A 23,546-nucleotide genomic window follows, 5' to 3' on the forward strand; every position below is an offset into this window, starting at 1 on the left:
TCTTTTTACTACCTATTTTTTCTGATGTTCCATGTATAAGGGGCTTGCAATCATATTCGGCTTTCTTTTCATCGGGGAAGGAATAACTGAAGTGCTTCATCTCCCTATACCAGGGAACGTTATTGGAATGATCCTACTAACCTTTGCGCTCTTATTCAAGCTTGTTAAAATAGAAGATGTGGAAAAAGAAGCAGAGTTATTCATAAGAAACATGAGTGTGATGTTTATCCCACCGGGAGTTGGTATAATCGCATATTGGGGTCTTATAAAAAGTCAAATACTTCCAATAACTACGACACTTGTAATTAGCTTTCTTCTAACATTGATTTTAACAGCCAAGCTGGTAGAGTACCTGAGTGGTGGTGAAAGATGAATACATTAGGCATCTTTATCACCATTGGCTCTTTCTATGCCTTTTCAAAAATATACGAGAGAAAAAAAGCATTCTATCTAAATCCCGTTTTACTCTCAATAATTGCTATAGCACTCTTTTTGCAATTTACCAGAATAAGCTATGAAAGTTATATGGAGAGTGCTCGCTTTTTAAGTTTCCTACTTGGACCAGCAGTTGTAAGCCTTGCAATTCCTCTCTATAAGCAGCGGGGCATAATTAAGGCCTATTCAAGGCAAATATTTATTGGGGTTATTTTTGGCGGAACTCTAGCTATTCTTAGTGCTGTTTACCTCATAAAACTCCTCGGAGGAAGTGAAAACCTCCTCTTGAGTATAGCCCCCAAAAGTATCACAACTGCAATTGCAATAGGAGTTAGTGAGAAAATAGGGGGAATACCCCCATTAACAGCTGTTTTGGTAATATTAACTGGTATTCTTGGAAACGCGATAGGTGTTGAACTCCTGAACCTCTCTAAAGTGAGAGATAGAGTTGCACGAGGTCTCGCAATGGGAGTTTCATCTCATGGTCTTGGAACTGCCAGGATAATACTCGATGATGAACTTTCTGGGGCCGTTAGTGGGCTTGCTATGGCATTAAATGGGATTTTTACATCTCTAGTCCTTCCCTATCTCATCAAATTCATCAAGTAAGTACCCACTTATTCTGAGCTTATCATGATTATCCAAAAAGAGAACAAAATCTTCCTTTGCTATTCTATCCACAATTGGAGCATTTTCTACTAAGAATGCTATAATTTCAGCTGTTGTATAAGGTACTTTTATCCCAAGCTTGTCTGCTTTTTTAAAAACTTCATCGGGAATTCTAAAAATGTCTTCTCCCTTTTTAACTTCAACCGTAACTTTAGAGTTTATTTGTTCCCATAGCAGCAGGGTATTTCTGGCTTTTTCAATTTTCTCCAAAGCACGTTTTTCGAGAATACTGATATTTGCCCTGCTTGTTCCTAAAACTTCAGCAATTTCACTCTGTTTTAGTCCCTTAGCCCTCAAGCGTAATATCTTGATTTGCTGATCCGTGAGGAAAGTTCTCATTTTAAACACCATAGTTTAACACGACTTTGAAGGTTAAAAGATTTTTGATAGTTTTTATACAAGAGAACTAGAAAAGAAAGAGTATTTTAAAGCAAAGCAATAATCGTATTGGTGGAAACATTGGAAAATGAAGAAAAAGGATTTTCAGAGTTTGAAGAAAGAATTAGGTTTCTAGAGGCCAAATTAATGAGCCTAAACCTTCTCGAAGAGCGCATGAATTATCTCGAACAAACTTTAAAAGAAATTCAGCAAGATTTAGAGCTCTTGAGAATTGAGCTGGAGAAAGTTAAACGCTCACAATATCGATAGAAGATTTTGGTGGTCCCGCGGCCCGGATTTGAACCGGGGACCTGCGGATCTACAGTCCGCCGCCACTCCCAGGCTAGGCTACCGCGGGACCCTACAGCCCAGCCCTCAATCACTACTCATCTTGATGTAGTTTATAAATCTTTCTATGAATGCTCAGACAACCGAGTGATAATCATCCATCATCCAGTGCCGGTTTCATCATCGCATAACTTTATAAACAAACCACTTTGAAAACCTTTCGAGGCCTATGATAGCTGAAGTTCTAAGCTCAGCATTACTTATGATAATCATGATAGACCCTAGTGATAAGATACTCTTAGTTAGCTTACTTAGGGAAGATTTTCACATAGAGGACATAAAACAACTCATATTAAGGGCAAACCTCATAGGATTTCTCCTCCTCATCCTTTTCGCACTAGCTGGAAAAATAATACTGCAGGATGTGTTTCACATTGACTTAAACGCCCTTAGAGTGGCTGGAGGATTCGTGCTTTTCAAAATAGGTCTTGAGGCTCTAGAAGGGGGTGGAATGGTAACATTAAAGAAAGAGAAGAACATACTTGCCCTAGCAGCTGTTCCTGTAGCCACCCCATTAATAGCTGGTCCAGCTGCAATAACAACCGCAATAACACTAACAGCTGAATATGGAATAGAAGTTTCAGCCTTGGCCATTATGGTAGCAATCCTAAGTACTGCACTTTTAATGCTTGTAGCCCTGTACGCTATGGAAAATATCAGCAAAACAACCCTTGGGATATTTATTAGAATAATAGGTCTTTTCACAATGGCAATTGGTGCCCAAATGATGGTGGAAGGTGTTGGAGGAATATTCCTCAAACTTATGAAATCAACAACTTTTTAACTTCCTTTTTGCTTCAATGGGTAGGTGGGACAAATGGTTGAAAGAATCCAGCGAGTTAAAGGAACGAGAGATTTACTCCCAGAAGATATGGTAAAACGTAGGTATGTATTCGAGAGAATCAGGGAAGTATTTGAGGCTTATGGATTTAAAGAAATACTTACGCCAACTTTTGAATACACAAAGCTCTTTGAGCTGAGAAGTGGAGAAGAAGTCGTCGAACAGCTTTATGCTTTTGAGGACAAAGGTGGAAGAAATCTTTCCCTCAGGCCTGATTTGACATCAAGCGTTGCCAGATTATTCGTTAACTCCTTCCAAACTGCGCCAAAGCCCATAAAGTGGTACTACATAGGAAACATGTTTCGATATGAAGAGCCTCAAAGTGGTCGCCTTAGAGAGTTCTGGCAAGCAGGAGTTGAACTTATAGGCTCACCAAATATAGAAGCAGATGCTGAAGTAATAGCGCTCCTTATAGAAAGCTATCTAAGTACTGGTTTGAAGGAATTTACTGTTAACATAGGAGACAGAATTCTCCTAGACGAGTTCGCTAAAATGCTTGGAGTAAAAGACGATATTGGGCTTATGCGACTGATTGACAAAAAAGATAAAATGGAAAAGGAAGAGTTTATAAAAGCACTCCAAGACTTCGGATTGAATGAAGATGACATTAAGAAGGTTTTTGATTTAATAGAGTTAAAGGGCAAACCAGATGAGGTTTTACCAAAAGCATACGAGCTTTTTACAAGTGAAATTGCAAAAGAAGAATTAAAAAAGATTGAGGAACTTTTTGAGCTTTTAAAAGCCTATGGTGTCGAAAACTACGCCCTCATTGATTTTGGGATAGCAAGAGGATTCGACTACTACACCAGCATAGTTTTTGAAGCCATAGCCCCCAACGAGCTTGGAATAGGTTCAATCGGTGGGGGCGGAAGATACGACAATTTAATCGAGGTCTTTGGAGGCAAGCCAACACCAGCCACGGGTTTTGCCATAGGAATAGAACGTTTAATCCCAATACTTGAGAATAAAGGAATACTACCCAAGTTTAAAGTTGGAAGTGATGCTTTCGTTGCCTACGTGGGAAAGGACGTTGAAATAAAGAAAAAGGCTATAGAAATAACTCAAATGCTTAGAAGAGAAGGCATTAAAGCAGAGTATGATCTGCAAGGAAGAAAGCTTAGAAAGTCTCTTGATTACGCGAATAGCATAGGAGCAAAAGTTGCAATAATTCTAGGAAAAAGAGATTTAGCGGAAGGGAAAGTCACAATAAGGAACATGGAAAGTGGAGAACAGAAACAAGTCATCATAGAGAGAATTGTAGAAGAAGCAAAAGAGATTCTTGGATGATGAACAAACCCGTCGCTGAAACGTGATGAACGGATCAACTAGCTGAGTTTTACTTCTTTTTTATTTCAAATTTATTCTTCTTTCTCTCAAAGCGCCATTTCTCTATTGCCCTGATGAATGGACAGCGTCTTCTCCATTCCCTCAAGAATTCTCTTACCATTTATACCACCACAATAAAATTCAAAAAAGGACTTAAAAGGAATTCTATGAAGAAAAATTCAAAGATAACCTGTTTCAAGCAGTCTCTTAACTAGTTCAATTTCTTTTTTCAACTCTTGAAAAACATCTTCTCCTAAATGGGTTATTTCGTAATATTTCCTTGTCCTTCCCCCCACTTCCATCCATTCTCCTTTTATCATATTATACTTCTCAAGAGTTTTCAGAATACCATAAAGAGTGCTCTCAGTGGGTACGAAGTTTCCATCGCTTAGTTCCTCCAGTGCTTTCCTTATTGCATAACCATGCATTTTGTCTTTTTTCAAAAGAGAGAGGATAAAATATGCATATATCCCAGTTCTTATTTCTTTTCTCAGCTTTGTAAGGGCCTTCTCTTTGGAATTACCAAACAATCCTGTCTTCCTCCCTTTCCTCTCTAACTTTTGGAAGCCCATAATGAAGCAATAGGAGTGATACTAGTAGAAGAAGTACATAGGTTATCAAAAGAATTATCCGGGATTGGGTGAGCTGATAATAGGCAGCAAATGTATCCACGATTCCATGAGCAATACTCAGAGTTAAAAGTGCCTTTCGCCCAAAGCCATTCTTATATGAATATGCTAGAACAATCGTTGTTCCCGCATGGAAGAGAGTAGCCAAGTAACGCTCTCCCATGGAAAGCAAGGAAGTTGTGAGTTGAGGTGGTATTCCCCCAACAGTCATTAGCTGAACAGCTTGTATAAGTGGGAGCAATATTGCCTCACCTAGTCCAAACCCCACTCCTATGAAAAGAGCGTCACGTAAATATCTGTTCCTGCAGAAAATGTATTTCAACCCTTCTTGGAAGAACCCTGCAACAAATCCGAGCCATATAGCTACAATGATCATAAATGATGTTCCCCTAGCCACAATGTCAGAATTCGACCTTATACTTGTCCCCAAGAAGGGAGCATTTTGAATCAAAGGTTGTACAAAGAGAGTTATTGCCACCAGTACAAAACCCAGCAATATCTCAGCCCCACCTATCTTTTTGAATCCAAGAAGATAGAAGGTTAACAAGGCCAAGAATCCTCCAGCTATTGGAAAGAAAATCGCTATTCCCAAGGGGAGACCGGACTCTTTAGCGTTTACAGCATCAATCCAAAGACCCGAAAGCTTGTATTCTCCATTAATTTCTCTAAACACTAACCTCAAAGTTACATCAGCCTTCTCAAATTCAAAGGCATAGTAACCCAGAATAAACTCCTTAGCTTTTCCTTCCTTAACAAAGCTATATCCTTGAAGATCCCCATATTTTGAAATCAGATCTTCTCTAAAGGCTTTGAAGTCATTTTCCTTAAAAGCACTTTTCATGGCATCATCAAGATGAGGTTCTAAGAGTGAATAATCTCCCGTTTTGAGTGCATTAAAAGTGGCTTCTGCAACATTATCGTACGGCCTCTCTGCTAAAGCAAAAGTGGCCAGGAGAATGATAAAAAACAATGTAAGTTTTTTCATGGGCATCACCATACCTCGAAGTTCGAGGTATTGTTAGAACTAAATATTTAAAAGAATTTCGTTTCGAAAAGAAGTGGTGAGTACATGCACGAAATTTACGAGAGAGAAGTTTTAGAAAAGTTAAGAGAGATTAAAGCCAAAAAAGTTCTTATCCAAACTCCAGAAGGCCTCAAAAGGGAGGCACAGATGCTTGCGAGGTTTTTAGAAGAGAATGGGATAGAGACAATAATAAGTGGTGATATAAATTATGGATCATGTGACCCAGCCGATAGAGAAGCAAAACAATTAGGGTGTGACGCTCTAATCCACTTGGGTCACTCATATATGCAGCTGAATTTAGAGGTTCCAACTATTTTTATTCCAGCCTTTGCCAGAGTCAATATGGAAAGGATTCTAAAAAAGAATCTCAGCGAGATTAAAAAGCTCGGGAGAAAAATAACTCTTGTAACAACAGTACAGCACATAAAAGATCTAAATTATGTTAAAGCCTTCCTAGAAAGAGAAGGTTTTGATGTCTTCTTGGGAAAAGGCGATGGGAGAGTGTCCTTTCCAGGACAGGTCATAGGGTGTAATTTCTCCTCTGCTAAGGTAGATGAAGACGTAGGGGGGGTTCTATTCATAGGCGCTGGATATTTCCACCCAATAGGAGTAGCCTTAACGATTAAAAAACCCACCCTAGCCATAAATCCTTACAGCGGAGATGCAATATGGGTAGATAAAGAAGCGGAGAAGATGATAAGGAAAAGGTGGGCACAAATAGCAAAAGCCTATGATGCCAAGAGATTCGGAGTTATTATAAGCACGAAAAAAGGTCAACTGAGAATTGGGGAAGCAAGAAGAATACTAGAACTCCTCAAAAAGCATGGGAAAGAAGGGCAGCTTATAGCAATGAACCACATAAGTTATCCTGCCCTAGAAGGATTCGACTTCGATGCGTATGTTGTTGTAGCATGCCCAAGGGTTCCAATAGATGATGTAGAAAACTGGAGGAAACCAGTACTAACCCCAAAGGAACTAGAAATTTTGCTAGGGTTAAGAGAAGATTACGAATTTGATGAAATCTTGGGAGGAGAAAGAAGGAAAGATGAACCTCTGGGAATAAGCTTGAAGCTCCCAAAGCCTTTATAAATTAAAAGCTCGAATTTTCTTCCATGAGTATCGTTGACACTGTGGTTTATGCCCTCCTTGTCATTGTTTATTATATGTTCTTAAAAACGGCCTTAGAAGTATTTACGTATAAAAAATTAAGGAATTATTCAATTTTGATGATCTCGATTCTCGGAGTTGTTGTTTCTCTCAAAATAGACCTGTTTTTGGGAATATTAGTGTTATTTATAATCCTCCTACGACCAATAAAATTAAACTTAAAAGAAGCCTTTGTTGTCGCACTCACAGCAGAATTTGGATTTCTTCTTGGAGTGGTTGTGATAATGTTTATATTAACAACCGCTGGCACTGTATTTGGGATAGAGGGGTTAGAGCTTAATATGACATGGGAAGAACTTTTCCACTACATAACAACTCATCCATAGGTGGTAGAATGAAAAAGAAACATCTTGCAATGATTCTCTCAAATCTTAAGGGTTTTAAGGATCCCAAGCCAGAACTGGAGCAGTATAAAACCCCAGGGGACGTTGCAAGTGAACTTCTTTGGTTAGCTTACACACTAGGGGAAGTTAAAGACAAAGTTATAGCTGATTTAGGAGCCGGAACAGGAGTTTTGAGTATAGGAGCAAGTTTAATGGGTGCAAAAAAGGTTTATGCAATAGACAAAGATGGAAATGCTTTAAAAATAGCAATAGAAAATGCCAAAACTCTTGAGATCACAAATATAAACTTCATTGAAAGCGATGTTAGCGACTTTAATGTTAAAGTGGATATAGTGATAATGAACCCTCCTTTTGGAAGCCAAAACCCAAAAGCAGACAGACCCTTTCTTTTAAAGGCTTTCGAGATTAGTAATGTTGTGTATTCTATCCACCTAGCAAAATCCGAGGTAAGGAAATTTATAGAAGCTTTTATAAGAGACAACGGATTCAAGATAACTCATCGCATGACCTTGCCTTTTGAGATCCCAGCTCAATTTTTCTTCCATAAAAAGAAGCTCGAAAGAATTCTAGTTGACATATATCGTTTTGAGAGGGAATAAAGATGGGAAAACTTAAACTAAGCGACAGACAACTATATGCACTCATTGAAGCAATTAAGCTTGGTGAAGAGGTAAAGCCAAGCCAACAAGCGAAGAGAAAGGCCTTTGCAAAGTACAAGATTAATGGGTGGGAAAACTCAAAGTTAACCGGAATATTTTACTCTATCCAGCGTAGACTTGGAGTTATAGACGAAATTATCGAAGAACTTGTAGGGACTTCTCCTCTTATCTTAGACCCATGGTTGAGGGCAACGCTTAGAGTTGCCATAGAAGTCGCTATTTTTAGGAATCCTAATGAAAAAACACGAGGTCATTTAAAGGGCCTAGCACAGTTTCTCTCTAAGAGAACACATCCATATGTGGGTTATTATTACTACGATCTCCTTCCAAAAATTTTAAACTATATTCCTAAGCTCGATAGCGAAGAAAAAAAGCTCAAATGGGAATATCTATTTCCCGAATGGTTCATAAGGAGAATGAGAAGCCTTATTGGAGAAGAGACTGAAGACCTTCTTAAAGCACTCAACGACACCCTTCCAATGAGCATAAGGATCAACCTTCTCAAAACAAACATGAAAGAGGTAGAGGAATATCTTGAAAGTAAAAATATTCGTTTTGAGAGAAGCAGACGAGTTAAGACCGTGTTGAGACTCTCAGATGCTTTTAATCCAGAATGGCTCTTTAACAAAGGATTTGCCCTACCTCAAGAGGAAGCCTCTGCAATGGCTTCCCTAATTCTAGCCCCGAAACCCGGAGATGTTGTTGTAGATCTAGCAGCAGCTCCAGGTGGTAAAACTGCCCACATGGCAGAGATTATGATGAACACGGGCGTGATTTATGCCTTCGACATTGAAAAACAAAGGATAAAGCGCATGGAAGAAGTATTAAAGAGAACAGGTGTTAAAATTACAAAAATTATCAAGGCAGATGGAAGAAAAGCCCCTGAAATTCTAGGAAAAGAGATAGCAGATAAAGTTCTCCTCGATGCTCCCTGCACAAGTGATGGAACTATAGCAAAAAACCCTGAACTTAGATGGCGTTTAAGAGAGAAGAATATCCCAAAGGTAGTATCCATCCAAAAAGAGCTCCTTGAAAGTGCATGGGAACTCTTGAAACCTGGAGGCAGACTCTTGTACTCAACATGTTCAATGCTGAGAGAGGAAAACGAGGAAGTCGTAGCATGGTTCCTCAAACGCCACAGTGAGGCAAAGTTGGTTCCTTTAGAGGGACCCTATGATGAAGGCTTTCTCCCTGGCACTATGAGAGCATGGCCCCATAGACATAAGACCATCGGCTTTTTCTATGCTCTAATAGAAAAAGAATGAAATTAGATCTCTTTCCCTTCAATTCTTACCCTAAGCTCCTCAGCAAACCAATTTACCCTTTGTGGGAATGGTATCTCTATTCCCTCTCTTTCGAGAGTATCCTTTATCCTCTGGAGTATTTGAGTTCTTACATTAAACCACTTCTCACTAGGTGCCCATGCTCTAACAGCTATGTGGACACCATTATCTCCAAGGTTATCTACAAAAACTGCCGGCTCAGGTTCTGCTAAGACGTATGGCATCTCATCAAGCATTTCCTTTATGAGATTAATGGCTTTCTGGATGTCTTCTTTATACGCTATGGTTACAATAATATCAACTCTCCTCGCAGGGTATTTCTGGAGATTTTTTATATCGCTGTTAAAGAGCTTTTCATTTGGAATCCTTACTAAAAGGCCATCCCACGTTCTTATTCTAGTGGAGAGTATTCTTATATCGTGGACAATGCCCGAATAACCACCAACTTCAACAGGATCCCCAATTTTGAGAGGCTTATCAAAATACATGAAAATTCCCGAAACGAAGTTTGCAACAACAGTCTGAGAGGCAAATCCCAAAATAATACCTGTTATACCCGCTGCTGCTAATAAGGTGGTTAATTTTCCTGTGAACCCTGCTATATTAAGAGCTATAAAAAACGCTAAGATAACCAAGATATAATAAAAGAGCTTTGCTTTAAGTTGAACTTCTGGAAGCCTTTGTTGAGGAGTACGCATTATCCAATAGTCCTTTGACTTCTTAGCAAGAAGGTAAGAGAAGTAAAAGACTAAGGATGCCGTTAGCAGATTGCTTAAACTTGTTCCCAAAACTTCATAAGAAAGAATTCCAAGAGCGTCAAATGAATACACAACTGAGATTATGATGATTAAGTTATGGAGGGTTGACGCTGTATCTTCGTTCACTATCCATACGTACTTGGTGCTTCTTGAAAGGTTAATAAGATATCTCTTGACGATCTTAGCAAACACAAGACCAATCAAAAGAATTAACAGCGCTTTAATCACTGTACCTATAGTTAAAGTCAGAAAAAGATTCTCACCAAATATTCCCTGTTCAAAAATAGTGGATACATTAGTAACATTCATCTCTCACCACCTCATGAGAAAGTTTGGAAGAGCTAATTCAGTTCCCACGGATTTTAATCCCTCTTTTGGAGGCCTTCCGGTATTATTAACTTCTGGGATGTGGTCTTTAATCGTGATAACAAGCAGTGGATAATATGCTTTTTTATCCTCATAATACATTGGAGTCCCTTTTATTGGAATTACCACTCTCTCAAGCGATTTCCACTCAGTGGATGGATTCGAGACGATCAATTTTGCTACTCCCAAACTATCCGGTTCCTCCAGATAAAAGGGGCTTATGTGATATCTACTTATAATCCCCGATTCTAGTGTCCCGTACAAAGCATATTTCTCCCTGCCTAATATGAAATGGTCTATAGTTAGGTTTCCAACCTTTACATCAATCTCTATAGGGGCCTCAACGAATCCAATTAAAGAATCCTGTGGAGGAAGTACAACTGGTTCCTTAAATTTTATCATGAGAAGTTTTACTCCATAACCAGTTGCAGGAGAGGGCAATATTCTGAGCTTTTCTTCACTATTTTTAATAAGTCTCTCCACATTGTCCCGCCTATACCTGATGACTCCACCTTTGTCCTCAAGGAGATGGATTTTTCTCCCGGCAATTCGTATAAACTTAGTTTTTAATTCATGTTCCTCAAACATGTTAGGAAATATGAAAGAAAAGATATAAGTTTTGCTCAAATCTTTTCAAACCCTATGTCCTCTATTTTTATGTGTGTAAAGATGTTCACGCCTTCACTGATAAAAACACCTTTGCTCTCTATAGGAACTGGAAGTGCTGCTGTTAATGTAGCTTCGCCTTGTCCTTGGGCATTTCCAAAGGTGTATGTCCATCTAACATTAGACACTCTGAATGATTTTCCTCCTAGGGTAATAGTTCCGTCAGGGTTTATTTCATAGTTAAACATATACCCCATGACTCCCCACGAGTCTTTCTTAGCTTTGTAAAGATCCTCTCCTGCAATTGCCTCCCATATTCCAAAGGTATAGAAGCCATACCAGCTCGTATAAATATTGCCCACATCAGGAATATTAGAAATTATCCCAATATCTCCCTCCTGATATGGCATTGAGCTCATATCTCCGACTGCTGCAGGATTATAGAAAAGGAATTTTTGATCTCCATATGTTATTGATATTCCAATAACATCTCCGCCCCCCATGTATACTGCTCCATATAGTGTCATGAAGTCAAGAGAAGGTAGAAGGAAGAATGTATCACTATCTTTAGTCCTCTCCTTTACCCAAACTTTAAATTCTAGTGGATTTTCCATCCCCTCCCCTTTAATGGGGGTTATCTTTCCATAATATTCATAGACTTCAAATTCGCCTAGATCAACCTTCTGCTGTTCTCCTGTCTCCATATTAATCTGATTTCCATATACATGTATTTTCACTTTTCCACGTTTCTTTTCCACTTCATATTCGTAAATCTCTCCTCCTTCTTCCGTTCTAACCCGAAGATAGTATTTAATGTAAACTATCAGATACTGTTCCCCATCTATTGTTACTGGATGATAAGCATCCCAAGGAGTTTCCCAAATTGCAGGAGCTTGAGTTTCGGTGGAGGTTTCTGGTGGAGACTCCGTTGTGGTATACTCCTCAGTTTCTGTGACAGACTCACTTTGACTTTCAGTATAGCTTTCTATGACACTGCTTGCTTCTTCCTTAATGCTCTCAGTAATCTTTTCCCCACCTATACAGCCGCTAATTATCACAAGCCCTACTAAAAGCAGGGCCAGAGTGTAGCCAATTTTCCTCATCATTCCCACCCCTAAGAAGTCCGCAAAAAACAAAGCGGACAAGAATATAGTATAAAAATTATTAAGGCACGTAAGTATAAATAGTTTTCTAAATCTTCAAATAAATTCCCAAGATCAAAAAAGAATCTAATGGTTAAGATTTTAATAGATGCGGATTCTCCAAAATTTCAAAGAAGGATATCCACCTCAGCCCTCTATCTTCTGCTATCATCTTTGGTATGTCAACAGCTAGGGGCACTTTTTGGATCACCGCAATATCCGAACTTGCAACTACTTCAAACCTCTTTAAATCATGATCTGGAGCTTTAGATAGCTCGACTTTTCCAGGAACCTTGAACCTCACCATGATTTCTTCAGTTAACTTAGCTATTTCTCCACTTCTGCTCACAGGAGAATCGTATAAAAACCATACTTCTTTAACCCCCATATTACTCAAAAACCCTACCAGTAGCTCAAGGATTTTTGACGTATCCTCATGTAGCCTGTAACCTCTTTGATGTTTTAAATCTCTTAAAAAGCCATCTTCACATAGAATTGCCTTTCCTTCCAGTAGAGATTCAAGAGTTATCAAGACATTAAATCCATCGATGCCAATAACTTTCCCCCTGAGCCCATCTTTTTTTAGCAGTTTCCTTTTCCTTTCTTCAATTTCCTTATCTGAGAAAACACATCTCATTAAAAAGTATCTCTCTTTGGAAGTGAGAAGATAGTGGTTAGCCACGAATTCAAGAGCATACTTTTTCCTATACCCTCGATTCAGCAGATATTTCAAATCCTCGTAAGCCAAAAATAACATTATACCACCTTTTCTAAGATTTCGTCACCAGCGTGTATCCTAATCCTAACTCTCCCACTCAAAAGAGAGCTTTTAACTTTCTTTGTAAGGATCTCATCCACCTGGAATATCCCAGCTAAATGCTTCATCCAAGCTTCCACGAGAATAGGGGCCTCATGATCCCCTTCTTTTATCTCCACTTTGTCTATAGCTAATGCGGAAACTGCATGTATATCCACCTTATCCCTCTTGTAGGCCAATCTGCTTCTTCCCTCCTCCATATCACAGCCATCTGCTATGGTGACACAGCTCCCCTCAATTGTCGTACATGGAACAGCTTCATCATGGGTGTAGATGGCATTTAAAGTAAGTGCCTTTAGAAGAAGCCAATCTTCCTTCTCGAATTTTTTAGCGAGGTCATCTACCATGGGTTCAGCCAAAAGAACACTAAACTGATAGTGATTATCCCTGTGAATCATATTTCCGATATCATGAAACAGGGCTCCAAAAGCCACTATAAACTTGCTCCATTCAAAAGACTTACCGAGTTGCTCAGCTGTAGTCTTGATTCCAAACCTTTTGAGAATATTCAAGACCTCAAGAGCTCTTCTTGTAGTTAAAAGCACATGTATAGCACCATGATCATTAAACCGATAAATATTGAGGACTATGTAGTTTGTTGTATCAAAATAGTGCCTATATTCCCTGTAAGTCATCTCATAAAGAGAGTAAAGTTCATCATTCTCTAAAAGCCTCTTTATCTCACCCAAAAGCTGTTCTTCGGTGTACATTTTCTCACCTCCGTATCTAGAAGGAATTCATTGAATTTAAAAGTTTTTGAAGAGAAGAAATAAGAATCTGGAGCCCAGCGATTTGGTAGCCCCGCGGGGATTCGAACCCCGGTCGCGGGATCCAGAGTCCCGCATGCTTGGCCGCTACACCACGGGGCTGCGCCCGATGTTAAGTTAAGTGAGGGATTTATAAACCTTACCAGTACCAAGAAAATATATCTTTTAACACTTTTTTGTTAATTTTTATTAGAAACATTTTTATTTTTGCTATTTAAGTGTTTATCGGTGATAGTGTGAAAACAGTCATATGCCCATATTGCGGTTTTGGTTGCAAACTTCTTGTTGATCCTCAAACATTAATTGTTAAACCCCACAAAGGCAAACCAAACAGAGGAAAGCTATGTCCAAAAGGGCTTTACGCAATAGAGTTTGCTCTCTCAAAAGACAGGGTCAAAAAACCATTAAAACGAGATAAAAAATTTTTAAGACCAATAACATGGGGAGAAGCTATTGAAGAAATTTCCCATAGACTTCTCGAAATAAAGGAGTTCTACGGACCAGATGCCGTGGCCTTCATAGCCTCCTCAAAGATCACCAACGAAGAAAATTACCTCCTCCAGAAAATTGCAAGACTCTTTGGAACTAATAACATTGACAACTGTGCAAGACTCTGCCACGAAGCAAGTGTTCATGCACTTAAAACAACTGTAGGGACTGGTACTCAAACAAATCCCTATGAAGATCTAGAGAACTTTGGAGCCATACTTATCTGGGGCTATAATCCTGCTGAAACCCATCCTGTAATCATACACTATATAAAGAGTGCTAAAAAGAAGGGTGCCAAAGTAATTGTCGTTGATGTCCGTGAGACAATTACAATGAATTTCGCTGATTATAAGTTTATCATAAAGCCTGGCACCGATATAGTACTTGCCAATGCCATGATACATACTATCATCAAAGAAGAACTCTATAACGACGAGTTCATTAAAAGCAGGACTACTGGTTTTTCAGAGATTAGAATGGCCACCATGAAATATACCCCTCAATATGCAGAAAAAGTTACTGGAGTCCCTGCATCACTTATCCAAAAGGCTGCAAAAGACTTTGCTTTAGCTGGAAGCGGAGCCATTATGTGGGGCATGGGGGTAACCCAACATGTTTCTGGAGTTGAAAACGTCCTTGCTATTATAGACCTTGCTCTTCTTCTGGGATATATTGGAAATAAGGGTGGCCTTTATCCAATGCGAGGACAAAACAATGTCCAAGGAGCAGCTTATATGGGTGCCCTTAGTGAATTTTTACCTGGATACATACCTCTAGAAAATGAAAAGTTTAGGAAAAGAGTTGCCTCACTCTGGGGTGTTGAGGATCTTCCAACAGAAAGAGGTCTCTACTTAACTGAACTTTGGGACGCAATAGAAAGAGGAGACATAAAAGCGCTTTATATCGTGGGGGAGAATCCTGCCGTTAGTGAGGCCAACTTCACCAGGGTTAGAAAAGCCCTCAGAAAGCTAGATCTTTTGGTGGTACAAGATTTGTTCATTACACGTACAGCTAAGTATGCCCATTATATTCTCCCTGCTTCAGCTTTTTGTGAAAAAGAAGGCTCCTACATGAACAGTGAACGCAGGCTCCAATGGAGTGAGAAAGTTTACGAGCCTCTAGCAGACTCTAAACCTGACTGGGAGATACTAACACTACTAGGAAAGGCTCTTGGATTGCCTGGCTTTGAGTACTCTAGCGTGGAGGAAATAACAGAAGAATACTTCCACTTATTTCCCGAACTAGAAGAGAAGAGCGTAAAAGATCTTAAAGAAGGAAAAGAAATGTTTTTACCAAAGAAAAGACTTCACACATGGGAGTTTGCAACTCCAGATGGGAAAGCACGATTTATAGCTGTGGAACAAATTCCTCCATGGGAGAGCACCAACGGAGAATATCCATTCGCCCTAACAACAGTAAGACTCATAAGTCACTACAATACGGGTGAAATGACATTGAGGAGTCCCTCTTTAACTAAGCTCATGGGAGAACCAAAAATCCTGATAAATGTAGAGGATGCAAAAGATCTTGAGATAGAGGACAATGATCTCGTGGAAATTGAAACAAGACGAGGGAAAATACGTATGAGGGTGAAAATCGGAAAAGTAGCCCGTGGAGTAGTAGCAGTTCCATTTCATTTTAAAGCCAATAAGATTACCAATAATGCCCTTAACAAGGCTGGAACACCAGAATTTAAATTTTCAGCGGCAAAGATAAGAAAACTTAAAAGTGGAAAGCCCATTCTGGATAATTACCTGTAAGACAGGCCAAACATAGCTCTCCTTTTCCTACAGCTTTTTTTAGTCCATTCACACTAAGATATGCTAGGCTATCTGCGTTTATGGCTTTTTTAACTCTATCAATGCCCCCAAACGCTGCTATCAACTCATGCCTAGTTGGAATGTCTATCCCCATATAACAAGGATGTCTTATCGGTGGAGATGCTATTCTCACATGAACTTCCTTCGCCCCAGCCTTCCTTAACATCGCCACAATTCTTCTCATTGTGGTCCCTCTAACTATAGAATCATCAATGAGAACTACACGTTTTCCACTGACAATCTCCCTGACAGGAGAAAGCTTGAGTTTTACTTTAAGTTCTCTATAAAACTGGCCAGGCATTATGAAAGTTCTACCTATGTAACGGTTCTTTATTAATCCCTCAGCGTAGGGTATTCCACTTACCTGAGAAAACCCTAGTGCAGCGGCCCTCCCTGAATCAGGTACGGGTATGACGACATCCGCATTTGCTGGGCTTTCTCGTGCAAGTTCACGACCCATTTTAACACGAGCTGAATACACACTTACATCATCAAGAACACTATCTGGCCGAGCAAAATATATGTACTCAAAAACACAGTGATGGTGTTTCTCCTTAACTAAGACCTTATTTTCAACCCCATCAGAGATTAAAAACACCTCTCCAGGTGTAACGTCCCTGATATCTTCAACAAAAAGTCTCAAAGCAGAGTCTTCCGATGCAAAATAATGACCATCTCCTATACCATAACTGAGGGGCCTGAACCCAACCGGATCTCGGGCAACTAAGATTTTACCATCAAAAAGAAAAGCAACAGAATAAGCTCCTTTAACCTCATTAAAGACTTCTCTCATAGCTTCAAACTCATCACCCGTCTCTTTGAAGTGCCAGAGAAAAGAAATCCCCAAAAGTTCTGAATCAACCGAGTGCTTAAATTTAACACCTTTTTTCTCATATTTCCTCCTTAAAGGGAGAAAATTAGTAAGTGTGCCATTATGAGCTACTGCTATTTTCTTCCCACGGCAAGAAGTTTCGAGAGGTTGAGTTTCATTAAGAGAGCCTGAAGTAGAGTAACGCACGTGGGCAATAACCATGTTTGATTTGAGTCTTGATAGTTCGTTGCCTCGAAAAACTTCAGAGACTAGTCCCCTACCAGCCAAAGTTCGTATTTTGTGTCTCCATACACTTATTCCTGCACTCTCTTGGCCACGATGTTGAAGAGCAATAAGGGCATAGTATGCCTTCTTAGGAGCATTTTCGGTTTTGGCTGCAAAGATTCCACATTTTTCCCTCATAACTTCCCCTCACAAAATATTGACTTATAAATGTTAATCAAATCCTAGCACTGAGAGCATTTTAACATCACTGACTTAAAAAGTTTGCCCTATTGTTTAACATTAAACTGTCAAAATAAAGCTTAAATACAGTATAATTTTACATGAACATGGTGATAGTTATGGAAATTTATGAGGGCAAAGCTAAGAAGGTAATCCTCTTGGATGACGGAAAGGTCATAATGGAGTTTAAAGACGATGCAACAGCTTTTAACGGGAAGAAAAAAGCACAGTTCAAAGGCAAAGGATGGCTTAACGCTCAAATAAGTGCCATTCTCTTCAAAGTACTTGAAGAAAAGGGTATCAAAACCCACTTCATAGGGGTCGCTGGTGACAACAAGCTCATTGTAGAGAAGCTCAAGATGTATCCAGTTGAAGTCGTCGTTAGAAATGTGATTGCTGGAAGTCTGAAAAAAAGACTACCCTTAGAAGAGGGTACAGAACTTCCAGAACCAATAATAGAGCTCTATTATAAAAATGACGATCTTGGAGATCCTATGATAAACCATTACCATGCAAAAGTCCTTGGAGTAAGTGAGAGAGAACTTAAAGAAATCGAAAATATAGCCCTAAAGGTAAATGATATCTTAAAAGAGTATTTCGCTCAAAGAGGGATAATCCTAGTTGACTTTAAACTCGAATTCGGCAAAAATGAGAGAGGCGAGATAATCCTTGGAGACGAAATAAGTCCAGATACTTGCCGTTTCTGGGATGCCGAAACAAAAGAGAGTCTCGATAAAGACGTTTTCCGCTTTGACAAAGGAGAGCTTATAAATGCTTATGAAGAGCTCTATAAGCGTCTCACCGCATAAACACCCTTTCTTAATCTGTTTTTTATATTTTAGTTCCAATATAAAGTTATAGAAGAGAACTAAAGCCTTACCCTATAATTATCAACTATTATCCCCTTATCCTTTGTAACCTTTCCAATCTCAAAGCTCGGATAATACTTGTTCAGCGTTTCAAGCGCGTTTTCTTTGTCTTTTTCATCTACAACGACGATAAAACCAACTCCCATGTTGAACACTTTAAACATCTCATCTAAAGGCACGCCATTCTCGTGAATTAGCTTGAAAATTCCACGTATTTGGGGCATTTTAAGAGAAAACCCATAGTTAGTGATGCGCTTTAGATTAAGCAAGCCCCCACCGGTAATGTGCGCCAGACCATGAACCTCAACACTCTCAAGGAGTTCTAAAACTGGTTTGACATAAATCCTTGTGGGTTCAAGCAGATGCCTCCACAGAGGTTTTTCATCGTACTCATACTCAAGACCATACTTTGGAATAAGAAGCTTACGAGCCAACGTTAATCCATTTGAATGTATTCCCGAGCTTTCTATCCCTATCACGACATCCCCAGGCTTTACTTTTTCACCAGTGATAACTTTGGTCTTTTCAACAACTCCTATAGCGGTCCCAGCTAAATCTAGCCCCTCAATTAAATCGGGCATTACAGCTGTTTCTCCGCCCACAATTGCAATACCTGCCTGCTTTGCCCCTTCATAAAGCCCTTTGGCTATTTCTTCAAAAATTTGATCATTTGGCTCTTTAACTGCTAGATAATCAACCAGAGCCACAGGTTCAGCTCCCACACATATCAAATCGTTTACATTCATTGCTATCATGTCTATTCCAATAGTATCGAACTTCCCCATTGTTTCTGCCACGAGGATTTTTGTTCCAACTCCATCCGTCGTCATTGCAAGATAAAAACTTCCAAAATCCATAAGTGCAGCGTAATGACCAATATCTTCTTTTGGTTCGCCAATTTTTCCTCTTCTAAACTCAAAGGTGGCCTTTGCAAGGGAAATAATACTTTTCAAAGCTTTTTGAGTTTTTTTATCATCAACACCAGCTTGAGCATATGTCAGCATGAACATCACCAAGATTTGATCTTGTGAAGAGTTTAAAAAATTTGCCATGTTAATGTAGATTTAATATAATTATTTTTATTATTTAAACATTTTAATGTCTAAAAATGATTATAAGTATCGGAGGCGATACTTAGTATCGGGGGCGATACATATGCTATTTGAGCCACGACCTAAAACACGAAGAGAGGAAATTTTTGACCGAGAAAAGGAGATAACAGAAGTAATTAAATCAATTGAAAACTATCCCATAACCTTAATCCTCGGAATTAGACGAGTTGGTAAGTCTTCTGTTTTAAAAGTAGCACTTAACGAGAGCAACACAGTTGGAGTTTATATTGATGCTAGGAAACTGTACACAAACGTGGGAGGGTGGATCACAAAAGATGAACTCAAGCGAGAGCTTGGAAATGCACTATTGAATCTAAAACCAAAGATTCTAAAGCCCCTACTCTCATATCTTAACATATCAAAAGTATCAGTAAAAGGATTTGAATTTTCATTTAAGGAGCAAAATCTGGTGGAAATCCTAGAAAAGCTCAATAAGTTTGGAGAAGAGAAAGGCAAAACTATTGTGCTTGCTTTCGATGAGGCTCAATATCTAAGATTCTATGGCACAAAAGGAGGTAAAGAATTCCTAGCTTTGGTGGCATACGCCTATGATAATCTGCCTAGAATACACTTTGTTTTTACTGGTTCAGAGATTGGCCTCTTACATGACTTTTTAGGGTTTGAAAATCACGAAGCGCTTCTTTTCGGTAGAATACACAACGAAATTACCATAACACCATTTACAAGAGAAAAGTCTCTTGAGTTTCTTAAGAGAGGATTCAACGAGGTCAACTTAAAAGTGAGAGAATGGGAACTAGAGAGAGCAGTTGAGGTCTTGGATGGAATTCCAGGGTGGTTGGTTGAATATGGATTCCACTATCTCCACACAAAAGATTCTAAGAAGGCACTGGAGCTCACTATGAGAAAGGCACAACAAACAATGTTAGAAGAAATCAAAGAGCTAGAAAAGAGGAGCAGGAGATACACATTTATTTTAAAAGCTGTAGCTTTAGGATTCAATCGCTGGGAGAAAATAAAAGGATATCTTGAGGCTCACGAAGGCAGGATAACAAATGCACGGTTTTCCTCTTTGCTTAAAAATCTTGAAAGAATGAGTTGGATAAAAAGTGAATTTAAAGATGGAAAAAAGCTATACTCAATAACCGACCCTGTGATAGAACGAGTTTTGAGAGAGCTCTAATATCCCGTTCTATTGCCTTTTAAAAATTTTATCATTTTTATGTTCAAAAACTCTTAAATATTTCTATAGTTTTAACATACAAACGTCAATAAATTTAGGTGATACCCATGATAAGTATTAGAGACGAAATTGGAACTCCCTTAACTGATTCTGCTGTCAAGATAATGCTCCTTGGAAGCGGTGAGCTTGGAAAAGAGATAACTATTGAAGCCCAAAGATTAGGAGTTGAAGTTATCGCAGTTGATCGATATCCAAATGCTCCTGCAATGCAGGTAGCCCATAAGGCCTATGTGGGTAATATGAAGGATAAAGACTTCCTCTGGAGCATTGTAGAGAGAGAAAAACCTGATGCAATAGTACCGGAAATAGAAGCTATAAACCTTGACGCTCTATTTGAGCTTGAAAAGGAGGGCTATTTTGTTGTCCCAAATGCAAAGGCCACGTGGATTGCAATGCACCGTGAGAGAACCCGAGAAACACTCGCAAAGGAAGCAAAGGTTCCAACTTCTCGTTACGCATACGCAACAACCCTAGATGAGCTTTATGATGCATGTGAGAAGATAGGATATCCATGCCACACCAAGGCCATAATGAGCTCCAGTGGGAAGGGATCTTACTTTGTAAAAGGGCCTGGGGACATACCAAAGGCATGGGAAGTTGCAAAAAAGAAAGCTCGTGGCAGTGCTGATAAAATAATAGTTGAAGAACATATAGACTTTGATATCGAAATAACCGAACTGGCAGTGAGACACTTTGACGAGAATGGGAAGATAGTTACTACTTTCCCAAAGCCAGTCGGCCATTACCAAATTGAAGGAGACTACCACTCAAGCTGGCAACCTGCAGAGATAAGTGAAAAGGCCGAGCGTGAGGTGTATAGAATAGCCAAGAAGATCACTGATGTTCTCGGAGGTCTTGGAATCTTTGGTGTGGAGATGTTTGTTAAAGGAGATAAAGTATGGGCCAACGAAGTTTCTCCAAGGCCTCATGACACAGGAATGGTGACTATGGCATCTCATCCTACTGGCTTCTCTGAATTCGGACTCCACGTTAGGGCAATCTTAGGCCTCCCAATCCCAGCGGTAGAAGAAAATGGCATTAGAAAGTTCCCAATTCTAACCCCTGCAGCCACCCATGTGATTCTTGCAAACCAAGAGGGCTTTGGTCCAAGATTCAAGAAGGTTTTTAGTGCATTAAACGTTCCAAACACAACTATTAGGTTCTTTGGAAAGCCCGAAGCCTATAAAGGAAGGCGTCTTGGTGTTGCCCTTGCGTGGGATAGTGACGTCCAGGTCGCGAAGAAAAAGGCAGAAAGAGTTGCTCACATGGTGGAACTCAAAACAAGAAGTGGAGAATGGCAAAGCCAAGAGTTCATTAAAAAGAAACACTTACTTTAGCCTTGAAATCACAAGAAAGAAATTTAGAGGGGCAGATTAAACCTCCATACTCATCCTTTCATTTTCTCCCTGTAGTCTTCAAGCTTTTGCCTAAGTTCTTCATCTTTCAGTGCTAAAATCTCAATAGCAAGCAACGCTGCATTTTTTCCATTATCTATTCCAACTGTAGCAACCGGGACTCCTGGAGGCATTTGGGCAATGCTCAAGAGAGAATCCAAACCACCAAGCTTTGCTGAGACTGGCACTCCTATCACAGGCTTTATTGTATGAGCCGCTATCACCCCTGGTAAAGCAGCGCTTAAACCTGCTATGGCAATAAAGACATCATAGTCTTTTTTTGCCAGTTTCTCAACTTTTTCCGGGTTTCTGTGAGCGGATGCCACCTCTACATCGTAGTCAACTTCGAATTCATCAAGCACTTTTGTAACCTTCTCCGCAATGTGAGAATCACTTTTACTCCCCATGACCACAAGCACTTTCATTATATCACCACATCCCTCTAGAGGTTTACCCTTATAAATTTTATCATTTACATGTTAAAACAAAGCTTAAAAACAATATATTTTAACAAATTCATGGTGAAGATCATGCGCGTTTTGCTCGTAGGTGCAGGTGGAAGGGAGAGTGCAATCGCTGAGGCTCTTTCAAGAGATTCAGAGGTTTATGTAGTTGCAAAACACCTAAATCCTGGGATTAAAAGAATTGCAAAGGAATATGGCCTTACTAAAGAGACTGATGTTCAAAAAGTCCTCGACTTCGCTTTAAAATGGAGAGTAGATTTAGCATTTATTGGGCCTGAGGCCCCTCTTGAAAAGGGCATTGTCAATGTTCTTGAGGAAAATGGGATTCCAACAGTTGGCCCTTCAAAAGAAGCAGCTCAACTTGAAACAAACAAAGCCTTTGCAAGAGCATTAATGGAAAAGTACAAAATTCCAGGAAGAAAGCTATTCAAAGTTTTCAATAACGTTGCTGAGATGAAAGCATGGATAGATGAATTTGGAAAGCCTGTTGTTGTTAAACCTCTTGGACTTACCGGAGGCAAAGGAGTTAAAGTCGTCGGCTACCAGCTCAAAGACAATGAAGAGGCAAAGGAATATGCAAAGGCCTTGATAGAGAAGGATGGGAAAGTCCTCGTTGAGGAAAGAACTGATGGCGTGGAGTTCACGTTCCAAGTTTTCACAGATGGAAAGAAAGTTATTCCAATGCCTTTGGCTCAAGATTATCCACATGCATATGAGGGTGATGTGGGCCCAATAACAGGAGGTATGGGTTCTTATTCCTGCGAGGATCATTTACTACCATTTGTACCAAGAGAAGATTATCACAAAGCTCTTGAGACTCTGAAAAAAACAGTTGAAGCTATGTATAAAGAGGGAACTCCTTACAAAGGTATTCTATATGGCCAGTTTATGCTTGCAAACGATGAACCAAAGATTATAGAGTTTAATGCCCGTTTTGGGGATCCAGAGGCCATGAACGTTCTACCAATTTTGAGAACTTCTCTTGTAGAGATTGGAGAAGGCATCATTGATGGCAATCTAAAGAAAGCGGAGTTTGAGAAAAAAGCCACTGTTGTGAAGTATATAGCACCCAAAGGTTATCCCACTGATCCAATCAAGGGAGTTAAAGTTCAAATCAGCGAGGATAAAATCAGGGAAGAAGGGGCTAAGGTCTACTATGCCTCGGTAGATGAAAACTTCACAATGCTTGGCTCAAGAGCCCTAGCAATCGTTGGAATTGCCAATTCTCTCGAAGAAGCGGAAAAAATAGCCTCTGCAGGGATAAAGCATGTAAAGGGTGAAATTTTCTACCGCGCCGATGTAGGAACTAAAGAGAGCATCGCAAAAAGGATTGAACTCATGAAAACAATTAGAGGTGAGTGA

Annotated in this window: 25 protein-coding genes and 2 tRNA genes; 14 read left to right on the forward strand and 13 right to left on the reverse strand. The window is 39.5% G+C overall.

The features are described from left to right. Positions 1-31 precede the first annotated feature (31 nt). Both EP1X_RS00885 and EP1X_RS00890 read left to right on the forward strand, forming a co-directional pair. On the forward strand, positions 32-373 hold the full coding sequence (locus EP1X_RS00885) for a CidA/LrgA family protein (protein ID WP_055280863.1): 342 nt from the start codon (positions 32-34) through the stop codon (positions 371-373). Further along, positions 370-1,044 (forward strand): CidB/LrgB family autolysis modulator, encoded by a 675-nt coding sequence (locus tag EP1X_RS00890; protein ID WP_055280864.1) that lies wholly within the window; start codon positions 370-372, stop codon positions 1,042-1,044. Before EP1X_RS00885 ends, EP1X_RS00890 begins: the two co-directional genes overlap by 4 nt. Here EP1X_RS00890 and EP1X_RS00895 read toward each other — a convergent pair. Beyond that, positions 1,009-1,443 (reverse strand): Tfx family DNA-binding protein, encoded by a 435-nt coding sequence (locus EP1X_RS00895; RefSeq protein ID WP_055280865.1) that lies wholly within the window; start codon positions 1,441-1,443, stop codon positions 1,009-1,011. The genes EP1X_RS00890 and EP1X_RS00895 overlap by 36 nt on opposite strands. Before the next feature lie 111 nt (positions 1,444-1,554). Here EP1X_RS00895 and EP1X_RS00900 point away from each other — a divergent pair, with 111 nt between their 5' ends. Then, positions 1,555-1,752 (forward strand): hypothetical protein, encoded by a 198-nt coding sequence (locus EP1X_RS00900; protein WP_156300688.1) that lies wholly within the window; start codon positions 1,555-1,557, stop codon positions 1,750-1,752. 10 nt (positions 1,753-1,762) lie between these two features. Here EP1X_RS00900 and EP1X_RS00905 read toward each other — a convergent pair. Continuing rightward, positions 1,763-1,840 (reverse strand) — tRNA-Tyr (locus EP1X_RS00905). Between the two features lie 159 nt (positions 1,841-1,999). On the opposite strand from EP1X_RS00905, the gene EP1X_RS00910 reads away from it, so the two are divergent. Both EP1X_RS00910 and hisS read left to right on the forward strand, forming a co-directional pair. Further along, complete coding sequence (locus EP1X_RS00910; protein WP_055280867.1) at positions 2,000-2,614, forward strand: MarC family protein; 615 nt, start codon at positions 2,000-2,002, stop codon at positions 2,612-2,614. Between the two features lie 33 nt (positions 2,615-2,647). Continuing rightward, a complete protein-coding gene (hisS, locus tag EP1X_RS00915) occupies positions 2,648-3,958 on the forward strand; it encodes a histidine--tRNA ligase (protein ID WP_055280868.1) in 1,311 nt (436 codons plus the stop codon). 218 nt (positions 3,959-4,176) lie between these two features. Here hisS and EP1X_RS00920 read toward each other — a convergent pair whose 3' ends face one another. Both EP1X_RS00920 and EP1X_RS00925 read right to left on the reverse strand, forming a co-directional pair. After that, the gene (locus tag EP1X_RS00920) at positions 4,177-4,527 is read right to left on the reverse strand and encodes a PadR family transcriptional regulator (RefSeq protein WP_055280869.1); all 351 of its coding nucleotides are present in this window, start codon (positions 4,525-4,527) and stop codon (positions 4,177-4,179) included. Beyond that, a complete protein-coding gene (locus tag EP1X_RS00925; protein ID WP_055280870.1) occupies positions 4,517-5,611 on the reverse strand; it encodes a DUF3887 domain-containing protein in 1,095 nt (364 codons plus the stop codon). Before EP1X_RS00925 ends, EP1X_RS00920 begins: the two co-directional genes overlap by 11 nt. An 84-nt stretch (positions 5,612-5,695) precedes the next feature. Here EP1X_RS00925 and dph2 point away from each other — a divergent pair, with 84 nt between their 5' ends. The 4 genes from dph2 to EP1X_RS00945 are packed head-to-tail and all read left to right on the forward strand — an operon-like array spanning position 5,696 to position 9,085. Next, entirely contained in the window at positions 5,696-6,739 is a 1,044-nt protein-coding gene (dph2, locus tag EP1X_RS00930; protein ID WP_055280871.1) for a diphthamide biosynthesis enzyme Dph2, read from the forward strand. Between the two features lie 23 nt (positions 6,740-6,762). Further along, entirely contained in the window at positions 6,763-7,143 is a 381-nt protein-coding gene (locus EP1X_RS00935) for a hypothetical protein (RefSeq protein WP_055280872.1), read from the forward strand. 8 nt (positions 7,144-7,151) lie between these two features. Further along, a complete protein-coding gene (locus EP1X_RS00940) occupies positions 7,152-7,760 on the forward strand; it encodes an METTL5 family protein (RefSeq protein ID WP_055280873.1) in 609 nt (202 codons plus the stop codon). 2 nt (positions 7,761-7,762) lie between these two features. After that, positions 7,763-9,085, forward strand: a complete 1,323-nt coding sequence (locus EP1X_RS00945; protein WP_055280874.1) for an RsmB/NOP family class I SAM-dependent RNA methyltransferase — start codon at positions 7,763-7,765, stop codon at positions 9,083-9,085. A 2-nt stretch (positions 9,086-9,087) separates the two neighbouring features. Here the strand turns inward: EP1X_RS00945 and EP1X_RS00950 are convergent, their stop codons facing one another. The 6 genes from EP1X_RS00950 to EP1X_RS00975 all read right to left on the reverse strand — a co-directional run bounded on the left by EP1X_RS00950 (position 9,088) and on the right by EP1X_RS00975 (position 13,661). After that, complete coding sequence (locus EP1X_RS00950) at positions 9,088-10,170, reverse strand: mechanosensitive ion channel family protein (protein ID WP_082391430.1); 1,083 nt, start codon at positions 10,168-10,170, stop codon at positions 9,088-9,090. A 3-nt stretch (positions 10,171-10,173) separates the two neighbouring features. Continuing rightward, positions 10,174-10,815, reverse strand: a complete 642-nt coding sequence (locus tag EP1X_RS00955) for a DUF432 domain-containing protein (protein ID WP_055281376.1) — start codon at positions 10,813-10,815, stop codon at positions 10,174-10,176. Positions 10,816-10,850: 35 nt separating this feature from the next. Next, complete coding sequence (locus EP1X_RS00960; protein WP_055280875.1) at positions 10,851-11,936, reverse strand: hypothetical protein; 1,086 nt, start codon at positions 11,934-11,936, stop codon at positions 10,851-10,853. A 133-nt stretch (positions 11,937-12,069) separates the two neighbouring features. Further along, complete coding sequence (locus EP1X_RS00965) at positions 12,070-12,732, reverse strand: DUF434 domain-containing protein (protein WP_055280876.1); 663 nt, start codon at positions 12,730-12,732, stop codon at positions 12,070-12,072. After that, on the reverse strand, positions 12,732-13,502 hold the full coding sequence (locus tag EP1X_RS00970) for an HD domain-containing protein (RefSeq protein ID WP_055280877.1): 771 nt from the start codon (positions 13,500-13,502) through the stop codon (positions 12,732-12,734). The genes EP1X_RS00965 and EP1X_RS00970 overlap by 1 nt, the downstream gene beginning before the upstream one ends. Positions 13,503-13,585: 83 nt before the next feature. Continuing rightward, positions 13,586-13,661 (reverse strand) — tRNA-Gln (locus tag EP1X_RS00975). Positions 13,662-13,795: 134 nt separating this feature from the next. Here EP1X_RS00975 and fdhF point away from each other — a divergent pair. Continuing rightward, the gene (gene fdhF, locus EP1X_RS00980; RefSeq protein WP_055280878.1) at positions 13,796-15,808 is read left to right on the forward strand and encodes a formate dehydrogenase subunit alpha; all 2,013 of its coding nucleotides are present in this window, start codon (positions 13,796-13,798) and stop codon (positions 15,806-15,808) included. Here the strand turns inward: fdhF and purF are convergent. Then, entirely contained in the window at positions 15,771-17,102 is a 1,332-nt protein-coding gene (gene purF, locus EP1X_RS00985; RefSeq protein ID WP_055280879.1) for an amidophosphoribosyltransferase, read from the reverse strand. The genes fdhF and purF overlap by 38 nt on opposite strands. A 161-nt stretch (positions 17,103-17,263) precedes the next feature. Here purF and purC point away from each other — a divergent pair, with 161 nt between their 5' ends. Next, positions 17,264-17,953 carry a phosphoribosylaminoimidazolesuccinocarboxamide synthase gene (gene purC, locus EP1X_RS00990; RefSeq protein WP_055280880.1) on the forward strand — a complete coding sequence of 230 codons (690 nt, stop codon included), beginning with the start codon at positions 17,264-17,266 and terminating at the stop codon, positions 17,951-17,953. Between the two features lie 59 nt (positions 17,954-18,012). On the opposite strand, the gene purM is transcribed toward purC, so the two are convergent. After that, positions 18,013-19,017 (reverse strand): phosphoribosylformylglycinamidine cyclo-ligase, encoded by a 1,005-nt coding sequence (gene purM, locus EP1X_RS00995; RefSeq protein WP_055280881.1) that lies wholly within the window; start codon positions 19,015-19,017, stop codon positions 18,013-18,015. Between the two features lie 151 nt (positions 19,018-19,168). Here purM and EP1X_RS01000 point away from each other — a divergent pair, with 151 nt between their 5' ends. Then, a complete protein-coding gene (locus EP1X_RS01000) occupies positions 19,169-20,266 on the forward strand; it encodes an ATP-binding protein (protein WP_055280882.1) in 1,098 nt (365 codons plus the stop codon). A gap of 107 nt (positions 20,267-20,373) precedes the next feature. Then, positions 20,374-21,663 (forward strand): phosphoribosylglycinamide formyltransferase 2, encoded by a 1,290-nt coding sequence (gene purT / locus EP1X_RS01005; RefSeq protein WP_055280883.1) that lies wholly within the window; start codon positions 20,374-20,376, stop codon positions 21,661-21,663. A 50-nt stretch (positions 21,664-21,713) separates the two neighbouring features. Here purT and purE read toward each other — a convergent pair whose 3' ends face one another. After that, on the reverse strand, positions 21,714-22,145 hold the full coding sequence (purE, locus tag EP1X_RS01010) for a 5-(carboxyamino)imidazole ribonucleotide mutase (RefSeq protein WP_055280884.1): 432 nt from the start codon (positions 22,143-22,145) through the stop codon (positions 21,714-21,716). A 105-nt stretch (positions 22,146-22,250) separates the two neighbouring features. Here purE and purD point away from each other — a divergent pair, with 105 nt between their 5' ends. Next, positions 22,251-23,546 carry a phosphoribosylamine--glycine ligase gene (gene purD, locus EP1X_RS01015; RefSeq protein ID WP_055280885.1) on the forward strand — a complete coding sequence of 432 codons (1,296 nt, stop codon included), beginning with the start codon at positions 22,251-22,253 and terminating at the stop codon, positions 23,544-23,546.

The sequence above is a fragment of the Thermococcus sp. EP1 genome (assembly GCF_001317345.1).
Lineage (GTDB): Archaea > Methanobacteriota_B > Thermococci > Thermococcales > Thermococcaceae > Thermococcus_A.